Annotated in this window: 13 protein-coding genes; 5 read left to right on the top strand and 8 right to left on the bottom strand. The window is 67.7% G+C overall.

What is annotated here, in order from left to right:
• The first annotated feature begins 19 nt into the window (after positions 1-19).
• The gene (locus NP825_RS10650; protein ID WP_257543183.1) at positions 20-877 is read left to right on the top strand and encodes a hypothetical protein; all 858 of its coding nucleotides are present in this window, start codon (positions 20-22) and stop codon (positions 875-877) included.
• Positions 878-910: 33 nt separating this feature from the next.
• Here NP825_RS10650 and NP825_RS10645 read toward each other — a convergent pair whose 3' ends face one another.
• Entirely contained in the window at positions 911-2,071 is a 1,161-nt protein-coding gene (locus tag NP825_RS10645) for an SPOR domain-containing protein (protein ID WP_257543181.1), read from the bottom strand.
• Positions 2,072-2,330: 259 nt separating this feature from the next.
• On the opposite strand from NP825_RS10645, the gene NP825_RS10640 reads away from it, so the two are divergent.
• Genes NP825_RS10640 through NP825_RS10630 form a run of 3 tightly spaced genes read left to right on the top strand, consistent with a single transcriptional unit; the run spans position 2,331 to position 5,171 of the window.
• Entirely contained in the window at positions 2,331-3,053 is a 723-nt protein-coding gene (locus NP825_RS10640; protein WP_257543179.1) for a ParA family protein, read from the top strand.
• Between the two features lie 13 nt (positions 3,054-3,066).
• Positions 3,067-3,738, top strand: a complete 672-nt coding sequence (locus NP825_RS10635) for a hypothetical protein (protein ID WP_257543175.1) — start codon at positions 3,067-3,069, stop codon at positions 3,736-3,738.
• 20 nt (positions 3,739-3,758) lie between these two features.
• Positions 3,759-5,171 carry an SPOR domain-containing protein gene (locus NP825_RS10630; RefSeq protein WP_257543173.1) on the top strand — a complete coding sequence of 471 codons (1,413 nt, stop codon included), beginning with the start codon at positions 3,759-3,761 and terminating at the stop codon, positions 5,169-5,171.
• A 221-nt stretch (positions 5,172-5,392) separates the two neighbouring features.
• On the opposite strand, the gene NP825_RS10625 is transcribed toward NP825_RS10630, so the two are convergent.
• The 7 genes from NP825_RS10625 to NP825_RS10595 form a co-directional block, all read right to left on the bottom strand.
• The gene (locus NP825_RS10625) at positions 5,393-6,556 is read right to left on the bottom strand and encodes a helix-turn-helix transcriptional regulator (protein ID WP_257543171.1); all 1,164 of its coding nucleotides are present in this window, start codon (positions 6,554-6,556) and stop codon (positions 5,393-5,395) included.
• Positions 6,557-6,774: 218 nt separating this feature from the next.
• Positions 6,775-7,758, bottom strand: coding sequence for a hypothetical protein (locus tag NP825_RS10620; RefSeq protein ID WP_257543169.1), 984 nt, complete (start codon positions 7,756-7,758; stop codon positions 6,775-6,777).
• Between the two features lie 246 nt (positions 7,759-8,004).
• A complete protein-coding gene (locus NP825_RS10615; protein ID WP_257543167.1) occupies positions 8,005-9,219 on the bottom strand; it encodes a dihydroorotase family protein in 1,215 nt (404 codons plus the stop codon).
• A complete protein-coding gene (locus NP825_RS10610; protein WP_257543165.1) occupies positions 9,210-10,208 on the bottom strand; it encodes an aspartate carbamoyltransferase catalytic subunit in 999 nt (332 codons plus the stop codon). Before NP825_RS10610 ends, NP825_RS10615 begins: the two co-directional genes overlap by 10 nt.
• Positions 10,209-10,221: 13 nt before the next feature.
• On the bottom strand, positions 10,222-10,539 hold the full coding sequence (locus NP825_RS10605) for a DUF1294 domain-containing protein (RefSeq protein ID WP_257543162.1): 318 nt from the start codon (positions 10,537-10,539) through the stop codon (positions 10,222-10,224).
• A gap of 15 nt (positions 10,540-10,554) precedes the next feature.
• Positions 10,555-11,013, bottom strand: a complete 459-nt coding sequence (gene ruvX / locus NP825_RS10600; RefSeq protein WP_257543160.1) for a Holliday junction resolvase RuvX — start codon at positions 11,011-11,013, stop codon at positions 10,555-10,557.
• A 113-nt stretch (positions 11,014-11,126) separates the two neighbouring features.
• A complete protein-coding gene (locus NP825_RS10595; protein WP_257543158.1) occupies positions 11,127-12,407 on the bottom strand; it encodes a DUF3089 domain-containing protein in 1,281 nt (426 codons plus the stop codon).
• Positions 12,408-12,816: 409 nt separating this feature from the next.
• On the opposite strand from NP825_RS10595, the gene NP825_RS10590 reads away from it, so the two are divergent.
• Entirely contained in the window at positions 12,817-14,589 is a 1,773-nt protein-coding gene (locus NP825_RS10590) for a DUF4153 domain-containing protein (RefSeq protein WP_257543155.1), read from the top strand.
• The last annotated feature ends 24 nt before the right edge of the window (positions 14,590-14,613 follow it).

The following is a 14,613-nucleotide window of genomic DNA, read 5'->3' as shown; positions in this document are numbered from 1 at the left end:
GCATGAAGGAGATGCCGCGATGCGGACATGGATGATCGGATTGGGCCTGGTCCTCGCGGCGGCCTTTTCGGCCGGGACTCCGGCGAGGGCGGACACGGCGGACCCGAAAGCCGTCAAGATTTACATCATGATCGACGTTCCCGACCTCACCAACCTGGGCGCGCTCGATCGCTGGTACATGACCTATCATTCGCAGCAGATGCATCGCGCCATGCGCGCCTGGCAGAAGAATTATCTGTCCTATCGCAGTTACATCGTGCCCGACGACGTCGCCCGGCGCTATCATGTGTGGCGCGGGCGGATGACCGAAATCTATTACGACAGCCTCGGCGATTTCGCCGAGGGCCGAAAGAATAATCCGCTCGTCGACATGCTCGATCCGCCGCCCGGCGGCTGGGCGGACCGCTCCTTCGCGCGGTCGCAGCCGGTGATCGTCCCGGTCAATCCCCAGCAAGTCTATCTTCAGGGGCGGGTACCGCCCAAGGAAACTCCCTATTTTCGCTGGGTGATCTATTTCCGCTATCCCGCGGGGGTCAGCGAGGCGGAGGGCGACAAATGGCTGCTCGGCACGCACGTCCCGGAAATGGCGAAAGTGCCGGGCTTGCGGCGATATTTCGGTTATCGCACCCTCGAGGATCCGGCCGACCCGGCCACGGCGGCGGAGAAGCTCGCCCCCGACAACCGGCCGCGCTACGGCCGCGTCGAGGAACTGTGGTTTGACGACTATAAGGCGTGGCGCAAGGCCTTCGTCGATACCCCGCCCGCGTTCACGAAGCCGGGCTGGGGCGGCGAATTCCCCTATGTGGATTACATATCGACCTTCATCGGGGAGAATCCCGATGTCGATTTCCTCAATGACAAGAGAGTCATTCCCTGAGGCGGCGTAGCGCAGGCCCCAGAGAAGGCCGAACTATTGGCTCACCACCAGGCACGCCTGGCCGCCTTTGCGGACCGCCGCGCAGAGGTTTTCGGCGTCGGCCTTGCTCGCGAAACCGGCGGTCTGGAGGCGGGTGACAGCGCCGGCCTTGGTATAGACGGGCGTGCGCCCGGCGAGGGCGGGGTAGGATTTTTCGAGGCTTTTCCAGAGGCTGCGGGCGTTCGCTTCGACTCCGAAGGCGCCGAACTGGGCGCGCCACGGACTGGTGCCGCTGTGGACGGCAACGGCGGCTTTCGCCGGCTGCGGCGCGGGTTTCGGGGCCGCCGCGGGTTTCTCTTCGGGCTTCGGCGGCAGCTTGCCGCTTTCGGGCGGCGCGGCGTAAGTGGTTCCGGGGGCACCGCCCTTGGCCGCGGTGGCGGCGGCGGTCGCTTCGCTGGCGGCGGTCGCGGCGGCGACGGCGGCCGGGGTCGAGAGCGTCGGTGCGGATTTGGCCGGGGCGATCACCGGCGGCGGGGTGTAGGTGGCGCCGGGGGTCGAGACGGGAAGGCTCGCGGTCCGGATCGGCGACGGAGCCGACTTTGCGGGCTCGGGCGCGGCGGCATTGACCGCGGCGAGGCGCGCGCGTGCTTCGTCCTTTTCGATCGCAGGCAGCATCGCGAGCCCCGCCTGCCGCTGGTCGAGCGGGATCAGATTGTCGAGCTGGACGAGCCGCGCCGAGGCGATGCCGAGCCCCGCGTCGCTCGCGCGCTTGGTCAGGGCATAGGCGCGCGGCCAGTCCTTCGTGGCATAGTCGCCGTTGAACATCGCGGTGCCGAGGACATATTGCGCGCGCGGTTCGCCGCGCGCCGCCGACGCCTTGATATAGGGCATCGCTTCATCGCGCTTGTTCGCGGTGAAGAGGATGAGGCCGAGATTGTCCTCGGCCTGGAGATGGCCCTGCTTCGCGGCGCGGCGATACCAGCTTTCGGCCTGGCCGAGGTCGGCGGGAACCCCGCGGCCGAGCTTGTAGGCCTGGCCGAGATTGAATTCGGCGTCGGCGTCGCCAGCAACCGCAAGCGGCCGCCATTCGGCGACCGCCTGCTGATAGTCGCCCGCCTGCCAGGCCTCGACACCGGCCTTGACGTCGGCGTGCGCGGGCGCGGCGAGCGCGAGGAGCGGCAGGGCCAGGAACGTGGCGGCGCGGAAAGAAGGCATGTCGATTCTCCAATGACTTGCGGCGCGCGACGGGCGCCGGCAGTCCCCGGGACGGTGCCCTACCCATAAAGGGCTAACAGCGCGTTAGCATCATCCAGGGGCAAACCGACTCCGTGCCGGATCGGGACACAATGGTATCAACGGTCCGTTTACCATGGATGTGCGCAGGTCGTTCACCTTCTTTTTATCATCGTTAACTCAATTTTAGCGCCCCGCATGGCATCCCGTCGCCGATTTCAGATTGTCGAGGGGGACATCAGTGCGCGTTTTGGCATTGGCTTCACAGAAAGGCGGGTCGGGCAAGACCACCCTGTCGGGGCACCTGGCGGTGCAGGCGCAGCTTGCCGGCGCCGGGCCGGTCGTGCTGATCGATATCGACCCGCAAGGCTCGCTCGCCGACTGGTGGAACGAGCGCGAAACCGACCTTCCGGCCTTTGCGCAGACCACCGTCGCGCGGCTCGCCTCCGACCTCGAAATCCTGCGACAGCAGGGTTTCAAACTGGCGGTCATCGACACGCCGCCCGCGATCACCATGGCGATCCAGAGCGTCATCGGCGTCGCCGAACTGATCATCGTTCCGACGCGGCCGAGCCCGCATGACCTGCGCGCCGTCGGCGCAACCGTCGACCTGTGCGAACGCGCGGGCAAGCCGCTGGTGTTCGTCGTCAACGGCGCCACGCCCAAGGCGAAGATCACCAGCGAGGCCGCGGTCGCGCTGTCGCAGCACGGCACCGTGGCGCCGATCACGCTGCACCATCGCACCGACTATGCCGCGTCGATGATCGACGGCCGCACGGTGATGGAGGTCGATCCCAATGGCCGCTCGGCCGAGGAAATCCGCCAGCTCTGGACCTATGTCAACGACCGGCTCGAAAAGAATTTCCGCCGCACCATCTTCTCCTCACCGATGCCCGCGCAGCCGGGTTACGGCACGGTCCGCCCGATGGGCGGTGGCTTCGGCCGCCGCATCGCGGGCCAGTAAGGGGAGCGGAATGATGGGCGAACCCAAACCTCTCGCTTCGCTGTCCGCCGGACTGCTCGCCCGCAAAGGCGGCGCGCGTCCCGCGATGCGCCGCGCGCCGCTGGGCATGGGCGCCGCCGCGCCGATGACCGGCGAAGGCTATGACGACCTTGGCTGGAACGACATGGGCTATGACGTCGATCCCGACCAGAATGCCGCGGCCGAACCCGCGCGCATGGTCGACCTGAAGCCGCTTCTCGCCGGATCGGTGCTGACGCATAATGCGGAGGCCGAACATGCGGTCGAGGAGTCGGTGGGTCACGAACTGACCGATGCGCTCGCCGCCGGGTTCGAGCCCGAAGCGACCCCGGAAGCGATCGACGTGCCCGAAATCGTGCGCCAGCAGGAATCTTTGCTCGACCGCGTCGCCGCCGTCGCGCGCAAGGTGGAGACGCGACCCGCGCCGCAAGCGAAGAAGGAGCGCGCGCCGCGCGCGCTGCGGGCGCGCGAGAAGGCGGCCTTCACGCTGCGCCTCGACGCCGAGCGCCACCTGCGCTTGCGCCTCGCGAGCGCGGTGACGAACCGCTCGTCGCAGGTCATCCTGACCGACCTGCTCGACGACTATCTGGCCTCGCTGCCCGAGATCGACGCGATGGCGAGCCGCCTGCCGGCGGCGCGGCCGACGCGCCGGACACAGGCGTCCTGAACGAGATGGGGGGACTTTCGATGAACCGCAAATTGCTGAAGAACCTCGCGGTTTCGGGTTTCGCGCTGAGCGTCGTCACCGGATGCAGCGGGATGGCGAAGATGGCGAACGCCGCGCCCGAATCGAACCGCGCGCCCGCGACCGCCGCCAAGGCCGCCGACAAGGCACGCGACGCGCTGGAGGCCGGCAAGCCGACCAAGGCGGTGGCGCTCGCCGAAGCCGCAGTCGCCGCGAGCCCCCGCGACGCGACCTATCGCGCGTTGCTCGGCCAGGCTTATCTGAACGACGGGCGCTTTTCGTCGGCGACCTCGGCGCTGAGCGACGCGATGGAATTGGGCGCGAAGGACGGCAACACCGTCATCGCGCTGACTCTCGCCTATATCGCGCAGGGCAAGAATGATCAGGCAAACGACCTGCTGAAGCGCAATTTCAACGTCGTTCCGGCGTCGGACATGGGGCTCGCGCTCGCGCTGACCGGCGACACCAATTCGGCGATCTACATGCTGACCGAAGCCGCGCGGGCGCCCGACGCCACCGCGCGGACGCGGCAGAATCTGGCGCTCGCGTTCGCGCTGTCGGGCCGCTGGGCACAGGCGCGCATCCTCGCCGCGCAGGATCTGTCGCTCGACAAGGTCGAGGCGCGGATGCTCGAATGGTCGAAACTCGCCGAACAGCCCGATGCCGGGATGCGTGTCGCCAGCCTGCTCGGCACCGCGGCGCGGGCCGATGCCGGGATGCCGGTGCGCCTGGCGCTGAGCAACTACAGCGGTACCGAAATGGCCGCCGCCGATGCGCCCGTCCAACTGGCAAGCGCCGACCCGGCGCCTGTCGCGGCCTTTGCGCCGCCGCCGCCCGTCGAGGCCGCACCGGTTCTGGCCTCGGCCGCGCCGGGCCCGATCCGCACCGTCGAACTGCCGATGCCGGCGCGCGACGAAAACGGCGTGGTGCCGGTCACCGAACTGCCGCAGCCGAAGCCGGCCGAGATCATCCTGGCCGACGCCAAGCCCTATCGCGCCGCGCCGCGCGTCGCGGGCGACCATGTCGAGGCGATCCGCCCGGCGCAAAGGCAAGCGCTCGAACTGGCGACGAAGATCCTGCCGCGGGCGATGGCTTTCGACGCCAAAAAGCCTTCGGGCTGGGCGGTGCAACTCGGCGCCTATGACAGCCTGGGCATCGCCAAGGAGAAATGGGGCGTGCTGAAGCAGCGGAGCGCGATGCTCGGCAATTATCCGGCGTCGAGCCACGCCGCGGTGGTGAACGGCCGCACCTTCTATCGCCTGACCGTCAACGGCCTTGCGACCCGCGCCGATGCGTCGAAGCTATGCGGCGAACTCAAGGCCAAGGGGCAGGTGTGTTTCATCCGCCAGATGGGCGGCAGCGAAAGCATCCAGTGGGCGGCGGCGGCAAAGCCGGTGCGCATGGCGGCTCGCTGACCGAATTTGGGGGCCTCGCGCAAGCGAGGACAGGGGAGGGGCGCAGCTGCGGGGCTGCGCCCTTTTTCTTTTGGCGGTTAACGACCGATTGCAGCCCCCTACTTTGTCATCCCCGCGAAAGCGGGGACCCAGAGCGTGCGCGGGCTGACCCCACACTGGGTTCCCGCTTTCGCGGGAATGACAAAGGTTGGGAATGGCTCCAATCCACCCCAACGCCGCCTTTAGCCCTGTGAGCTTCCCGGCAGCCGCGCGAGGGTTGCGACGAGTTGGGCCTGGCTGGTCGCGCCGGTCTTGCGGAAGATGCCCTTGAGCAGGAAGCGCGCGGCGTTGAGGCTGACGGCGCGGAGCGCGGCATAGTCCTGGAGCGTCTGCCCCGCCGCCAGCGCGACCGCGAGGCGCGCTTCGGCGGGGGTCAGGGCGAACCATTGCGCGACGCGGTCGATCTCGACCACCGGCGTCTCGCCCGGCGAACTGCCGAGCGTGACGACGAGCGCGGCGCCGAGTTGAACCCCGCCGATCTGCTGAGCCGACTGGCGGGTGATGCGCGCGGCAAGAACCGGACATTCGGCGCCCGCCTCGTCCACCGCCTGAAAGGCGAGGCCCGCGGGCGCCGGACCGGCGGCGAGGTCGAGCAGCTTCTTCTGGCTCGCGCCGTGCGTGAAGGCGAAGCGGTCGTTCGCGAGGCGGATGAAGCCCGCCTCGGCATAGCGCGCGGCGCGGCTGTTGGCGGCGAGGATATTGAGCTGCTCGTCGAGGCTGAAGATCGCGAAGGGTGCGGCGTCGGCGGCGGCGCGCGCGGCGCCCGCCGCGAGTTCGAGCGAGGCGATGCGGTCGCTGATCCGCATCGCGCGCTGGATATGCGGGGCGAGGATGCGCAGGCCGCGTTTCAATTTCTCGGCATCGCGGTCGCCGGGGCCGGGAAGCATCAATCCCAGCCGCTCGCCGCCGCGCCGGTCGAGCAGCACCCCGATCAGCCGGTCGATGCCATAGGGTTTCAGGAAATTGCGGAAGAATTCGGATTCGTAGAATTCCTCACGGGTCATGATGTCATAGCTGTCGACGACGCTGCCGTTCGCATAGCGCGGGAATTTGCGCGACCAGGGGTGGTTGCCGGCATAGACTGCGGTGTAGATTTCCTGGATGCCCGCGGCGAGCCCGGTTGCGGCAACGAAACGCGCGCGCGGCGGGCTGGTGCTTTCCCATATGACGAACGCGGCCTCCCAGCTCAGCGGGCAGAGCGCCCCGGTGATGCGCGCAAGCGTGTCGTTCCAGCGTTCGGGGTGGAGCACCGAATCATAGATGCGGCCGATCAGCTCGTTCAGCACCTCCCATTCGGCGGCGGTGTCGGCATCTGGCGAAGACTTCGGAACGGAATCGATCGGCACTGTCGTCCCCGGCTGAAAGAGCGGCGGCGGGATTCGTCGAGGACGGCCCTTGGGCACCAAACAATGCGGCGGAAAAAAATGCAATGCTACCCGATCGGGTAGCGAAATTGTCTTCGCGATCGGCCAATCATCCCGGGCGACCCAAGCACGGGATGATCCACCATAATCGTTCCGTTTATCTTGAAGCCCGCCGGTTCACCGACGGGCTTCTTTTTTGCCTATCGCGGCGCAGTCGCCGAACACCAGGTGAAGATGCGCTGATATTCCTTGCCGGGCTCGGCGACGAAGCTGCGCGGTCCTGTGACCTGCACGACGTCGGCCGCGTCGCCCAGCTTGTATCTGCCGCCGCCGAGAGACTTCACCGGCTTGATGGCATAATCACCGTCGATGTCCTGCCAATAAGCCGGCGTGATCACGATGCCGTCGTTCGCCGTCGCGCCCGCGCACTTCGTTCCGATGACGTAAAAGCCGAGCGGGACGGGGAGGCCCGCGACCATCTTCGGCTGGCCCCCGGGCGCCGCAGGGGCGGGGGCCGTTGCGGCCTGTTCCTCCCGGTCGCGTTGCTCCGGGCTCTTGCAGGGCTTGCCGTCGTCGAACCAGCCGCCATCGGCCGAATAATCCTTGCCCGACCAGCGCACGCGGTGGAAGCAGAAGCCGGGACCGCCGATCTCGATATCGGGCCACGGCGAGCCCTTGCGCGGGACGAACATCGGAATGCCCGAGCTGTTGATCAGTTGCTTCCAACTGCTGCCCGTCCAGCTCACGATCGCAAATCCCCGCTCCGTGTTACCATAGCAATAAAGGCCGGAGTCGCTGACGACGACTTCGGGATTGCCGTCGCCGTTGAGGTCGCGGATCGACGGTTCGCTTGCAAACTGGCTGTCGTCGATTCCGGCGCTGCAGCCTTCCTTTGCCGAATCCGCATCGGCCGCCCAGACCTTGCCGAACTTCTTGAAGCCGGCCGTCTTCATGATCGCGTCATAGTCGCTTGCGGCAAGGCTGCTGGCCCGCATCGGCAGCGTCCAACCGGCGGGACCGCTCGCCGGTTTCGCCGCGACCGTGGCCGGAGCGCCGGGGGCGCCGTCGGTTGTCGCGGCATCGGCAGAAGCCGCTCCCTGATCGCCCGGTCCCGAACAGGCCGCGAGCGCCGCCGCAAGCATGCCGCTCAGGACGAGGCCGGAGAAATGGGTCGAAAAGCGCATGAGATTTCCCCTCGAATATCCAACGGCGCCGATTTAGGCGGTCGGGGCGGGGCGTGTCTTCATGGAGTTCTCAAGAACTTCTAAAGCGTGGGATTTCGGCATACGCCTTGTTCCCCCGCGAAGGCGGGGGCCCATCTCCGGGCGTATCACGCTCAACGCACTCTGCCCGATAACGGAACGGCAGAAGATGGACCCCCGCCTTCGCGGGGGAACAAGATGGTCGAATTTCCCGGATATCATCCCAGTTCAGCGGATGCGCTGACCGCCCTTCCACAGCATCGTCGCGCGGCCCTGCACCGGCATGCCGTCGAAGGGGGTGTTGCCGGCGTAGGCCGCCATCTTCTTGGCATCGACCTGCCACGGGGTGCCCTCGTCGATCAGGATCAGGTCGGCTTCCAGCCCCGTCTCGAGGCGGCCGGCGTCGAGGCCGAGCAGTTTCGCCGGGTTGGCGGCGAGAAGGTCGAAGAGGCGGGCGGGGGTGACATGGCCGTCGCGGACGAGTTGGAGGCCCATCGCGAGCAGGGTCTCGGCCCCCGCCATGCCGGGCGCGGCCTCGGCGAAGGGGAGGCGCTTGTCCTCGGGCCCGCGCGGGTCGTGGCCCGAGGCGAGGACGTCGATCGTGCCGTCGGCGACGGCGGCGAGGCAGGCGTGGCGGTCGTCCTCGCTGCGCAGCGGCGGCGACAGGCGCGCGAAGGTGCGGAAATCGCCGATCGCGGTGTCGGAGAGGAAGAGATGCGCGGGGGTGATGCCGCAGGTGACGGCAAGGCCGCGCGCCTTGGCGTCGCGGACAAGCGCGAGCCCGCGCGCGGTGGTGACCTGGCGGAAATGAATCGCGGCGCCGGTCTCCTCGGCGAGCATCAGGTCGCGCGCGATCGCCATCGCTTCGGCGATCGCGGGCGCGGAGGCGAGGCCGAGCCGCGTCGCCATCTCGCCATCGGTCGCGACTGCGCCCGCGGTGAGCCCTTCGTCCTCGGCATGGGCGATGACGGTGAGGCCAAGCGAAGCGGCATAGGCAAGGATGCGGCGCATCACGCCCGCGTCGGCGATGCGCGCGCGGCCGGTGGCGACGGCGCGCGCACCCGCCTGTTTCATCAGCCCGATCTCGGCGAGCTCCTTGCCCGCGAGGCCCTTGGTTGCGGCGGCGAGGGGGTGGACCCAGAGATCGGGCTTGCCGCCCTTCGCGGCGCGCTCGACCAGCCCCATATTATCGAGCGGCCCGCTGTCGGGCATCAGCGCGGCGCGGGTGATGCCGCCGAAATGAAAGGCGGGCTTGTCGGTCGCGAAGACGCCGAGGTCGATGATGCCGGGGGCGAGCCACTGGCCCTTCGCATCGACCTTCTCGCAGCCTTCGGGCGTTTCGGCCGGGTTCAGCGCGGCGATGCGCCCGTCCACGACGAGCAGGCTCGCGCTCTCGCCGCCGAGCAGGCGCGCGTTCGCGATCAGGAGCGGCTTCAGTTCCATCCCGGCACTCCCCGCTTGCGGCGCGTCAGGATATCGAGGCAGGCCATGCGCACCGCGACCCCCATTTCGACCTGTTCGGTGATCGTCGAGCGGGTGGGATCGTCGGCGACGCTGCTGTCGATCTCCACCCCGCGGTTCATCGGACCGGGGTGCATGACGATCGCGTCGGGCTTCGCGCGTTCGAGGCGTTTCGGGGTCAGGCCGAAGAGCGCGTGATATTCGCGCGGGCTGGGGAGGTAGGCGCCGTCCATGCGCTCGTTCTGGAGGCGGAGCATCATCACGACGTCGGCATCCTTCAGCCCTTCGTCCATGTCGGTGAAGGGGAGGACGTGCATCCGTTCGATCGCGGGCGGGATCAGCGTCGGCGGCGCGACGACGCGGACCTCGTTGCCGAGCAAGGTGAGCGCGAGGATGTTCGAGCGCGCGACGCGGCTGTGCAGCACGTCGCCGCAGATCGCGACGGTTAGCCCCTCGACCCGTCCCTTGCGGCGGCGGATCGTCAGCGCGTCGAGCAAAGCCTGCGTCGGATGCTCGTGGCGGCCGTCGCCGGCGTTGAGCACCGGGCAGTCGACCTTGTCGGCGATGAGCTGCACCGCGCCCGAGCTCGCATGGCGGATGACGATCGCGTCGGCGCGCATCGCGTTGAGCGTCATCGCGGTGTCGATCAGCGTCTCGCCCTTCTTCACGCTCGACTGCGCGGCGTGCATGTTGACGACATCGGCGCCGAGCCGCTTGCCCGCGATCTCGAAGGAGAGAAGCGTGCGGGTCGAATTTTCGAAAAAGGCGTTGATGATCGTGAGCCCGGCAAGCCGGTCGTCGTGCTTGGCGGCGCCGCTGCGGTTCATCTCGACCCATTGTTCGGCGGCGTCGAGGACGTAGGAGATTTCCCACGGGGTGAGCTGGGCGATGCCGGTGAGGTGGCGATGGCGAAAGGCATCGCCGCCGGGCGGATAATCGCTGGCGGGGCGGGTTGTCGTGGCGCTTGTCATTAAAGCCGAGCGTCTAGGCGGCTGCGGCGATTTTCGCAAGCGCCGAGACGAGCAGCGGCTCCAATATTCCAAGTGCCCACAGGACGAGTAGGATGATGTCGACCCAGAGCCAGATCAGCATCCAGGTCGCGAACGGCTGCTTGCGCGTCTTGTGACGCGCGAAGCGGGCGGCGCAAACCGTTCCGAGCGCGCCGCCGAGAAAGGCCCAGAGGAGCAACCGGGATTCGGGCGTGCGGCGCATCCCCGCCTCGGCATAGCGTTTATCGCAAACCATCTCGACGAAGGCGATCAGGTTCACCGCGATCAGCCAGCCGAGGACATAGACGATCATGCATGTTTCCCCTTTTTAGCGCGTCATCGCGTCGATTGCGCCTTGCAGGATGAAGGCGGCGGCGGCGCTGTCGACGCGTTCGGCGCGCTTGGCGCGGCTGACGTCGGCGGCGATCATCGCGCGTTCGACGGCAGCGGTCGACCAGCGTTCGTCCCAGAGAAGGACGGGCAGGGCGAGTGGGGCGAGGTTGCGCGCGAAGGCGCGGGTGCTCTGGGTGCGCGGGCTGTCGGTGCCGTCCATGCTGAGCGGCAGGCCGACGACGAGGCCGACGACCGATTGGGCGGCGATGACGGCCCTCAACGCTTCGAGGTCGACCGAGAATTTCTTGCGGAGGATCGTCTTGTCGGGGCTCGCGAAGCTCCACCCGGCGTCGCAGAGCGCGACGCCGATGGTCTTGGTTCCGACGTCGAGCCCCGCGAGGCGGCCGCCGTTCGGCAGCGCGGCGGCGAAATCGGGGGCGAGGGTGGTGATCATCCTCGCCCCTTAGCCGTCATTGCGAGCGAAGCGAAGCAATCTCCAGCGGGCAACGAAGCGCGAGGACGATGGCTGGAGATTGCCGCGTCGCTTCGCTCCTCGCAATAACGACGTCAGGATTTGGAAGCGGCCTGCGAGGTGGGCGCCGCCGCCGCAACCGGCGCTGCCGGGGGCGGCACCGGCGAGGGTTTGCCCTCGAAGGTCGCCAGCCGCCGCAGCGCGTCGGCGCGGACGTTCGCCCAGAACAGGGTGATGTCGTAGACGTGGTAATTGTTGCCCGGCAGCACATAGCCCGCGACGACGTAATTCTTCGCCGCGTCGGCGTCGCCGATCAACAGAAAGCCGCGATCGGCGTCGCACTGGGCGCCGACCTTGCCCGCGATCAGCGTCCCCGCCTTGAAACCCGCGCTCGGCTTCAGCGTGCCGATATTGGCGTCGGGGCCGGCGGTGGTGTCGGGAATGCCGGTGAGCGGGTTGGTGCAGAGCATCCGCGTTCCCGCGCGCGGGCGGCCGTCGAAGCCGATCGTGCCGTCATAGGCGCCGATGACCATCGCCGTGTCGGCGGGCTCGGCAAAAGTCGCCCAGCTCAGGATGCAGCCCTTCTGCTCGGGCGTCTGACAGGCGGGAAGGCCGAGCGCCTCCATGTCGGTGTCGAGGCTGATCGGCCAGCCGATGACATAGGCCGCGACGATCCGCTTCGCGAGCGGGGTGCCCGCGATCCGGTTCTTGATCAGCATTTCGATATGCAGCGCGCCCTGGCTGTGGCCCGCGAGGATGATCGGCCTGTTCTTCGGGATCGAAGCGACGAAGACGTCGAATGCCTGTTCGACGTCGCGATAGGCGGCGTCGATCGCCTTGCCCGCGGTGACGCGATCCTCGGCCAGGAAAGCGCCGAGCGTCGCCTGGCGGTAGCGCGGTGCCCACACCTGCCCCGCGTCGCCGAACGCGCTCGCCATGCCCTGCATGAACAGCTTCGCGCGGTAGTTGGCGTCGGCGTCGTCGAGCGGGGCGTTCCAGCTCGCCTTGCTGTAATAGCTCGTCGGGTGGACGAAGAAGACCGCGGCGTCGCCCTTGGGAAAGGCTGCTTCGGCGGCGTCGGCGGGGGCCGCGGCCTTGGCGGGCGGGATCAGTTTGCCGGAAGCGTCCTTTGCCGACGCGGTTTCGTCGGTCGCGGGCGGGCGCCAGTCCGACGGGTCGGCGTCGAGACCGGGGCGCGCGAACCACATTTTGGGGTCGTCATAGGTATTCGGCGCGGCAACGGTCTGCTCGACGAATTTGGTGCTCGGCACGAAGGCGACGCGGCCGAACCAGCCCGGATTGAGCTGATAGGCGATGCCGACCCCGAGGATGAGGAGAATGATCGCGGCGACGAGATAGAGGAATTTGCGGGCCAAGGGGGGCTCCATGGGAGAGGATTTGAGCGCTATCTAGCTATTCGCGACCGCGCCTTCAAATGTCTCGTCATATTGACCTCGCTTCCAAGGCGATGGGGCGTTTTTTCGGAGATCGCGATACTTCGTCACCCCGGATCAAGTCCGGGGTGACGCGGGAGGCGAGATTGCACTCTATGGAGTGTGGGGATTCAGCTTTCAGCTGTCCGATTATGGAAAACCGTGTTCCCCCGCGAAGGCGGGGGTCCAGAGCAGCGCAACGCCAGCCCGCTCTGGACCCCCGCCTTCGCGGGGGAACATGATGAATCCTCATATCAGTTCATATGTGAATCCCGACAATCCCAACTCTTCAAACTGCGTCGCTGTCCCGAAACGAGTTCAGCACGGCGTGTTTTGAGGTTAGACGTTGCGCATGACCGATGCGCCCGCCAACCCGCCCGCCCCTGAGTCGCCCCGTCTTTCGGCAAGGCTCGACGACAGCGACCCGCCCTGGCCGCTGCGGCCGTGGATCATGGCGCTGGCCGGAACGATCGCGGGGCTGATCTTTCATCTGCTGATCGACCGTTCTCAGAACGCGCCGGGCCGCGACGCGCTCGCGGCGTTCGTCGCCGTCGCGACCGTGGTGTTCCTGCTCGGGGTCGAGCGGCGGCGCTGGCACTGGGCGGCGGGCTTCGCGCTGGCGTGGGGCGCCGTCATCGGCCTGATCGCCTGGCATTCGGCGGGCTATAATGTCGGCGGATCGCCGTTCGAATGGCCGTTCTGGTCGGGGATGCTCGCGGTGCTCGTCGCGACGCCCTTGTTCCAGACGCGGCGCGACGTCGCGCCCGACTGGCGCTTCTGGAAATTGTGGCAGATGCCCTATGCGCGGCTGCACAGCCACGCCTGGGCCGATGCGGTGATCGGCGCGGCGGGACTGGCGTTCGTCGGCGTGACTTTTTTGCTGATCGTGCTGATCGGGCAGATGTTCAAGCTGATCGGGATTAACCTGATCGAACGGCTGCTCAACGACGAATGGTTCGGCTGGATGCTGGCGGGGGCGGCGTTCGGTGGCGCCGTTGGCCTGCTGCGCGAGCGCGACGGGCTGGTCGCGACCTTGCAGCGGCTGGTGATGATCGTGCTCGCGGTGCTGGCGCCGGTGCTCGCCGCCGCCCTCGTGCTGTTCCTGTTGTCGTTGATCGGAACCGGGCTGACGTCGCTGTGGGAATCGGGCTTTTCGACCGCTGCGCTGATGATGGCGGCGGCGGCTTTCGCGGTGCTGCTCGCCAATGCAGCGGTGGGCAGCGGGCGCGACGAGCGCGCGGGCAATCGCCTGCTGCACGTCGCGGCAGCGGCGCTGGTCGCCGCGGTGCTGCCGCTGGCGGCGATCGCCTTTTATTCGATGTATCTGCGCGTGGGGCAATATGGCTGGACCCCCGAGCGTTTGTGGGGCGTGATCGCGGCGGCGATCGCGCTCGCCTATGGCGTCGCCGGGCTGTGGTCGGTCATGCGGGGGCAGCAGGATTTCGACGACCTCTTGCGGCCGTTGCAGCAGAAACTGGCGATCGGCCTGATGCTGCTGGCGCTGATCCTGGCGCTGCCGGTCGTGGATTTCGGTGCGATTTCGACGCGCGACCAGCTTGCCCGGTTGAAGTCGGGGACGGTCAAGGCCGAACAATTCGACTGGGCGGCGATGGCGTTCGATTTCGGACCCGCCGGGCGCCGCGCGATGGCGAAGCTGGCGAAATCGCCCGACACGACGCGCGCGAACCTTGCGGGATGGGCGCTCAAGGCGAAGAATCGCTGGGATCTGGTCGGCTATAACGAGACCGTAAATCCGCGCGACGCCGCCTTCGGGGCGAAGGCGATCGCCGAGAAGGTCCGCGTGCTGCCCGCCGGACGACCGCTGCCGCCCGAAGTCTATACGCTGCTCGACACGCGCAGCTTTTGCGGCACGGCGCCGTGCATCGCGCAGTGGATCGGGCCCGAGCGGATCGCGGTCGTCGTGCACCCGAACAACCTGGTCCGCTTCGCGCGCGATCCCAAGACGCAGAAATGGAAGCAGGCTTACGGGCTCGACGAGACGGTCGAAGCCACCCAGGCCGAGTTGACGATGGAGCAGTTGGAAAAGGGCGTGCTGGAGGTGCGGACGGTGACGCGGCGGCAGATCTTCGTCGATGGCAAGCCCGTGGGCGAGGATTTCGAGTGAGAATTTCGCGCCTGCCTTGAAGCG

The sequence above is a fragment of the Sphingopyxis sp. DBS4 genome (assembly GCF_024628865.1).
Taxonomy (GTDB): Bacteria; Pseudomonadota; Alphaproteobacteria; order Sphingomonadales; family Sphingomonadaceae; genus Sphingopyxis.
This window is presented reverse-complemented; position numbering and strand designations above follow the sequence as displayed.

Coding starts and splice junctions, on each gene's coding strand:
- NP825_RS10650 (WP_257543183.1), top strand. CDS start 20: ATGCGGACATGGATGATCGGATTGGGCCTGGTCCTCGCGGCGGCCTTT.
- NP825_RS10645 (WP_257543181.1), bottom strand. CDS start 2,071: ATGCCTTCTTTCCGCGCCGCCACGTTCCTGGCCCTGCCGCTCCTCGCG.
- NP825_RS10635 (WP_257543175.1), top strand. CDS start 3,067: ATGGGCGAACCCAAACCTCTCGCTTCGCTGTCCGCCGGACTGCTCGCC.
- NP825_RS10630 (WP_257543173.1), top strand. CDS start 3,759: ATGAACCGCAAATTGCTGAAGAACCTCGCGGTTTCGGGTTTCGCGCTG.
- NP825_RS10620 (WP_257543169.1), bottom strand. CDS start 7,758: ATGCGCTTTTCGACCCATTTCTCCGGCCTCGTCCTGAGCGGCATGCTT.
- NP825_RS10615 (WP_257543167.1), bottom strand. CDS start 9,219: ATGGAACTGAAGCCGCTCCTGATCGCGAACGCGCGCCTGCTCGGCGGC.
- NP825_RS10610 (WP_257543165.1), bottom strand. CDS start 10,208: ATGACAAGCGCCACGACAACCCGCCCCGCCAGCGATTATCCGCCCGGC.
- NP825_RS10605 (WP_257543162.1), bottom strand. CDS start 10,539: ATGATCGTCTATGTCCTCGGCTGGCTGATCGCGGTGAACCTGATCGCC.
- ruvX (WP_257543160.1), bottom strand. CDS start 11,013: ATGATCACCACCCTCGCCCCCGATTTCGCCGCCGCGCTGCCGAACGGC.
- NP825_RS10590 (WP_257543155.1), top strand. CDS start 12,817: ATGACCGATGCGCCCGCCAACCCGCCCGCCCCTGAGTCGCCCCGTCTT.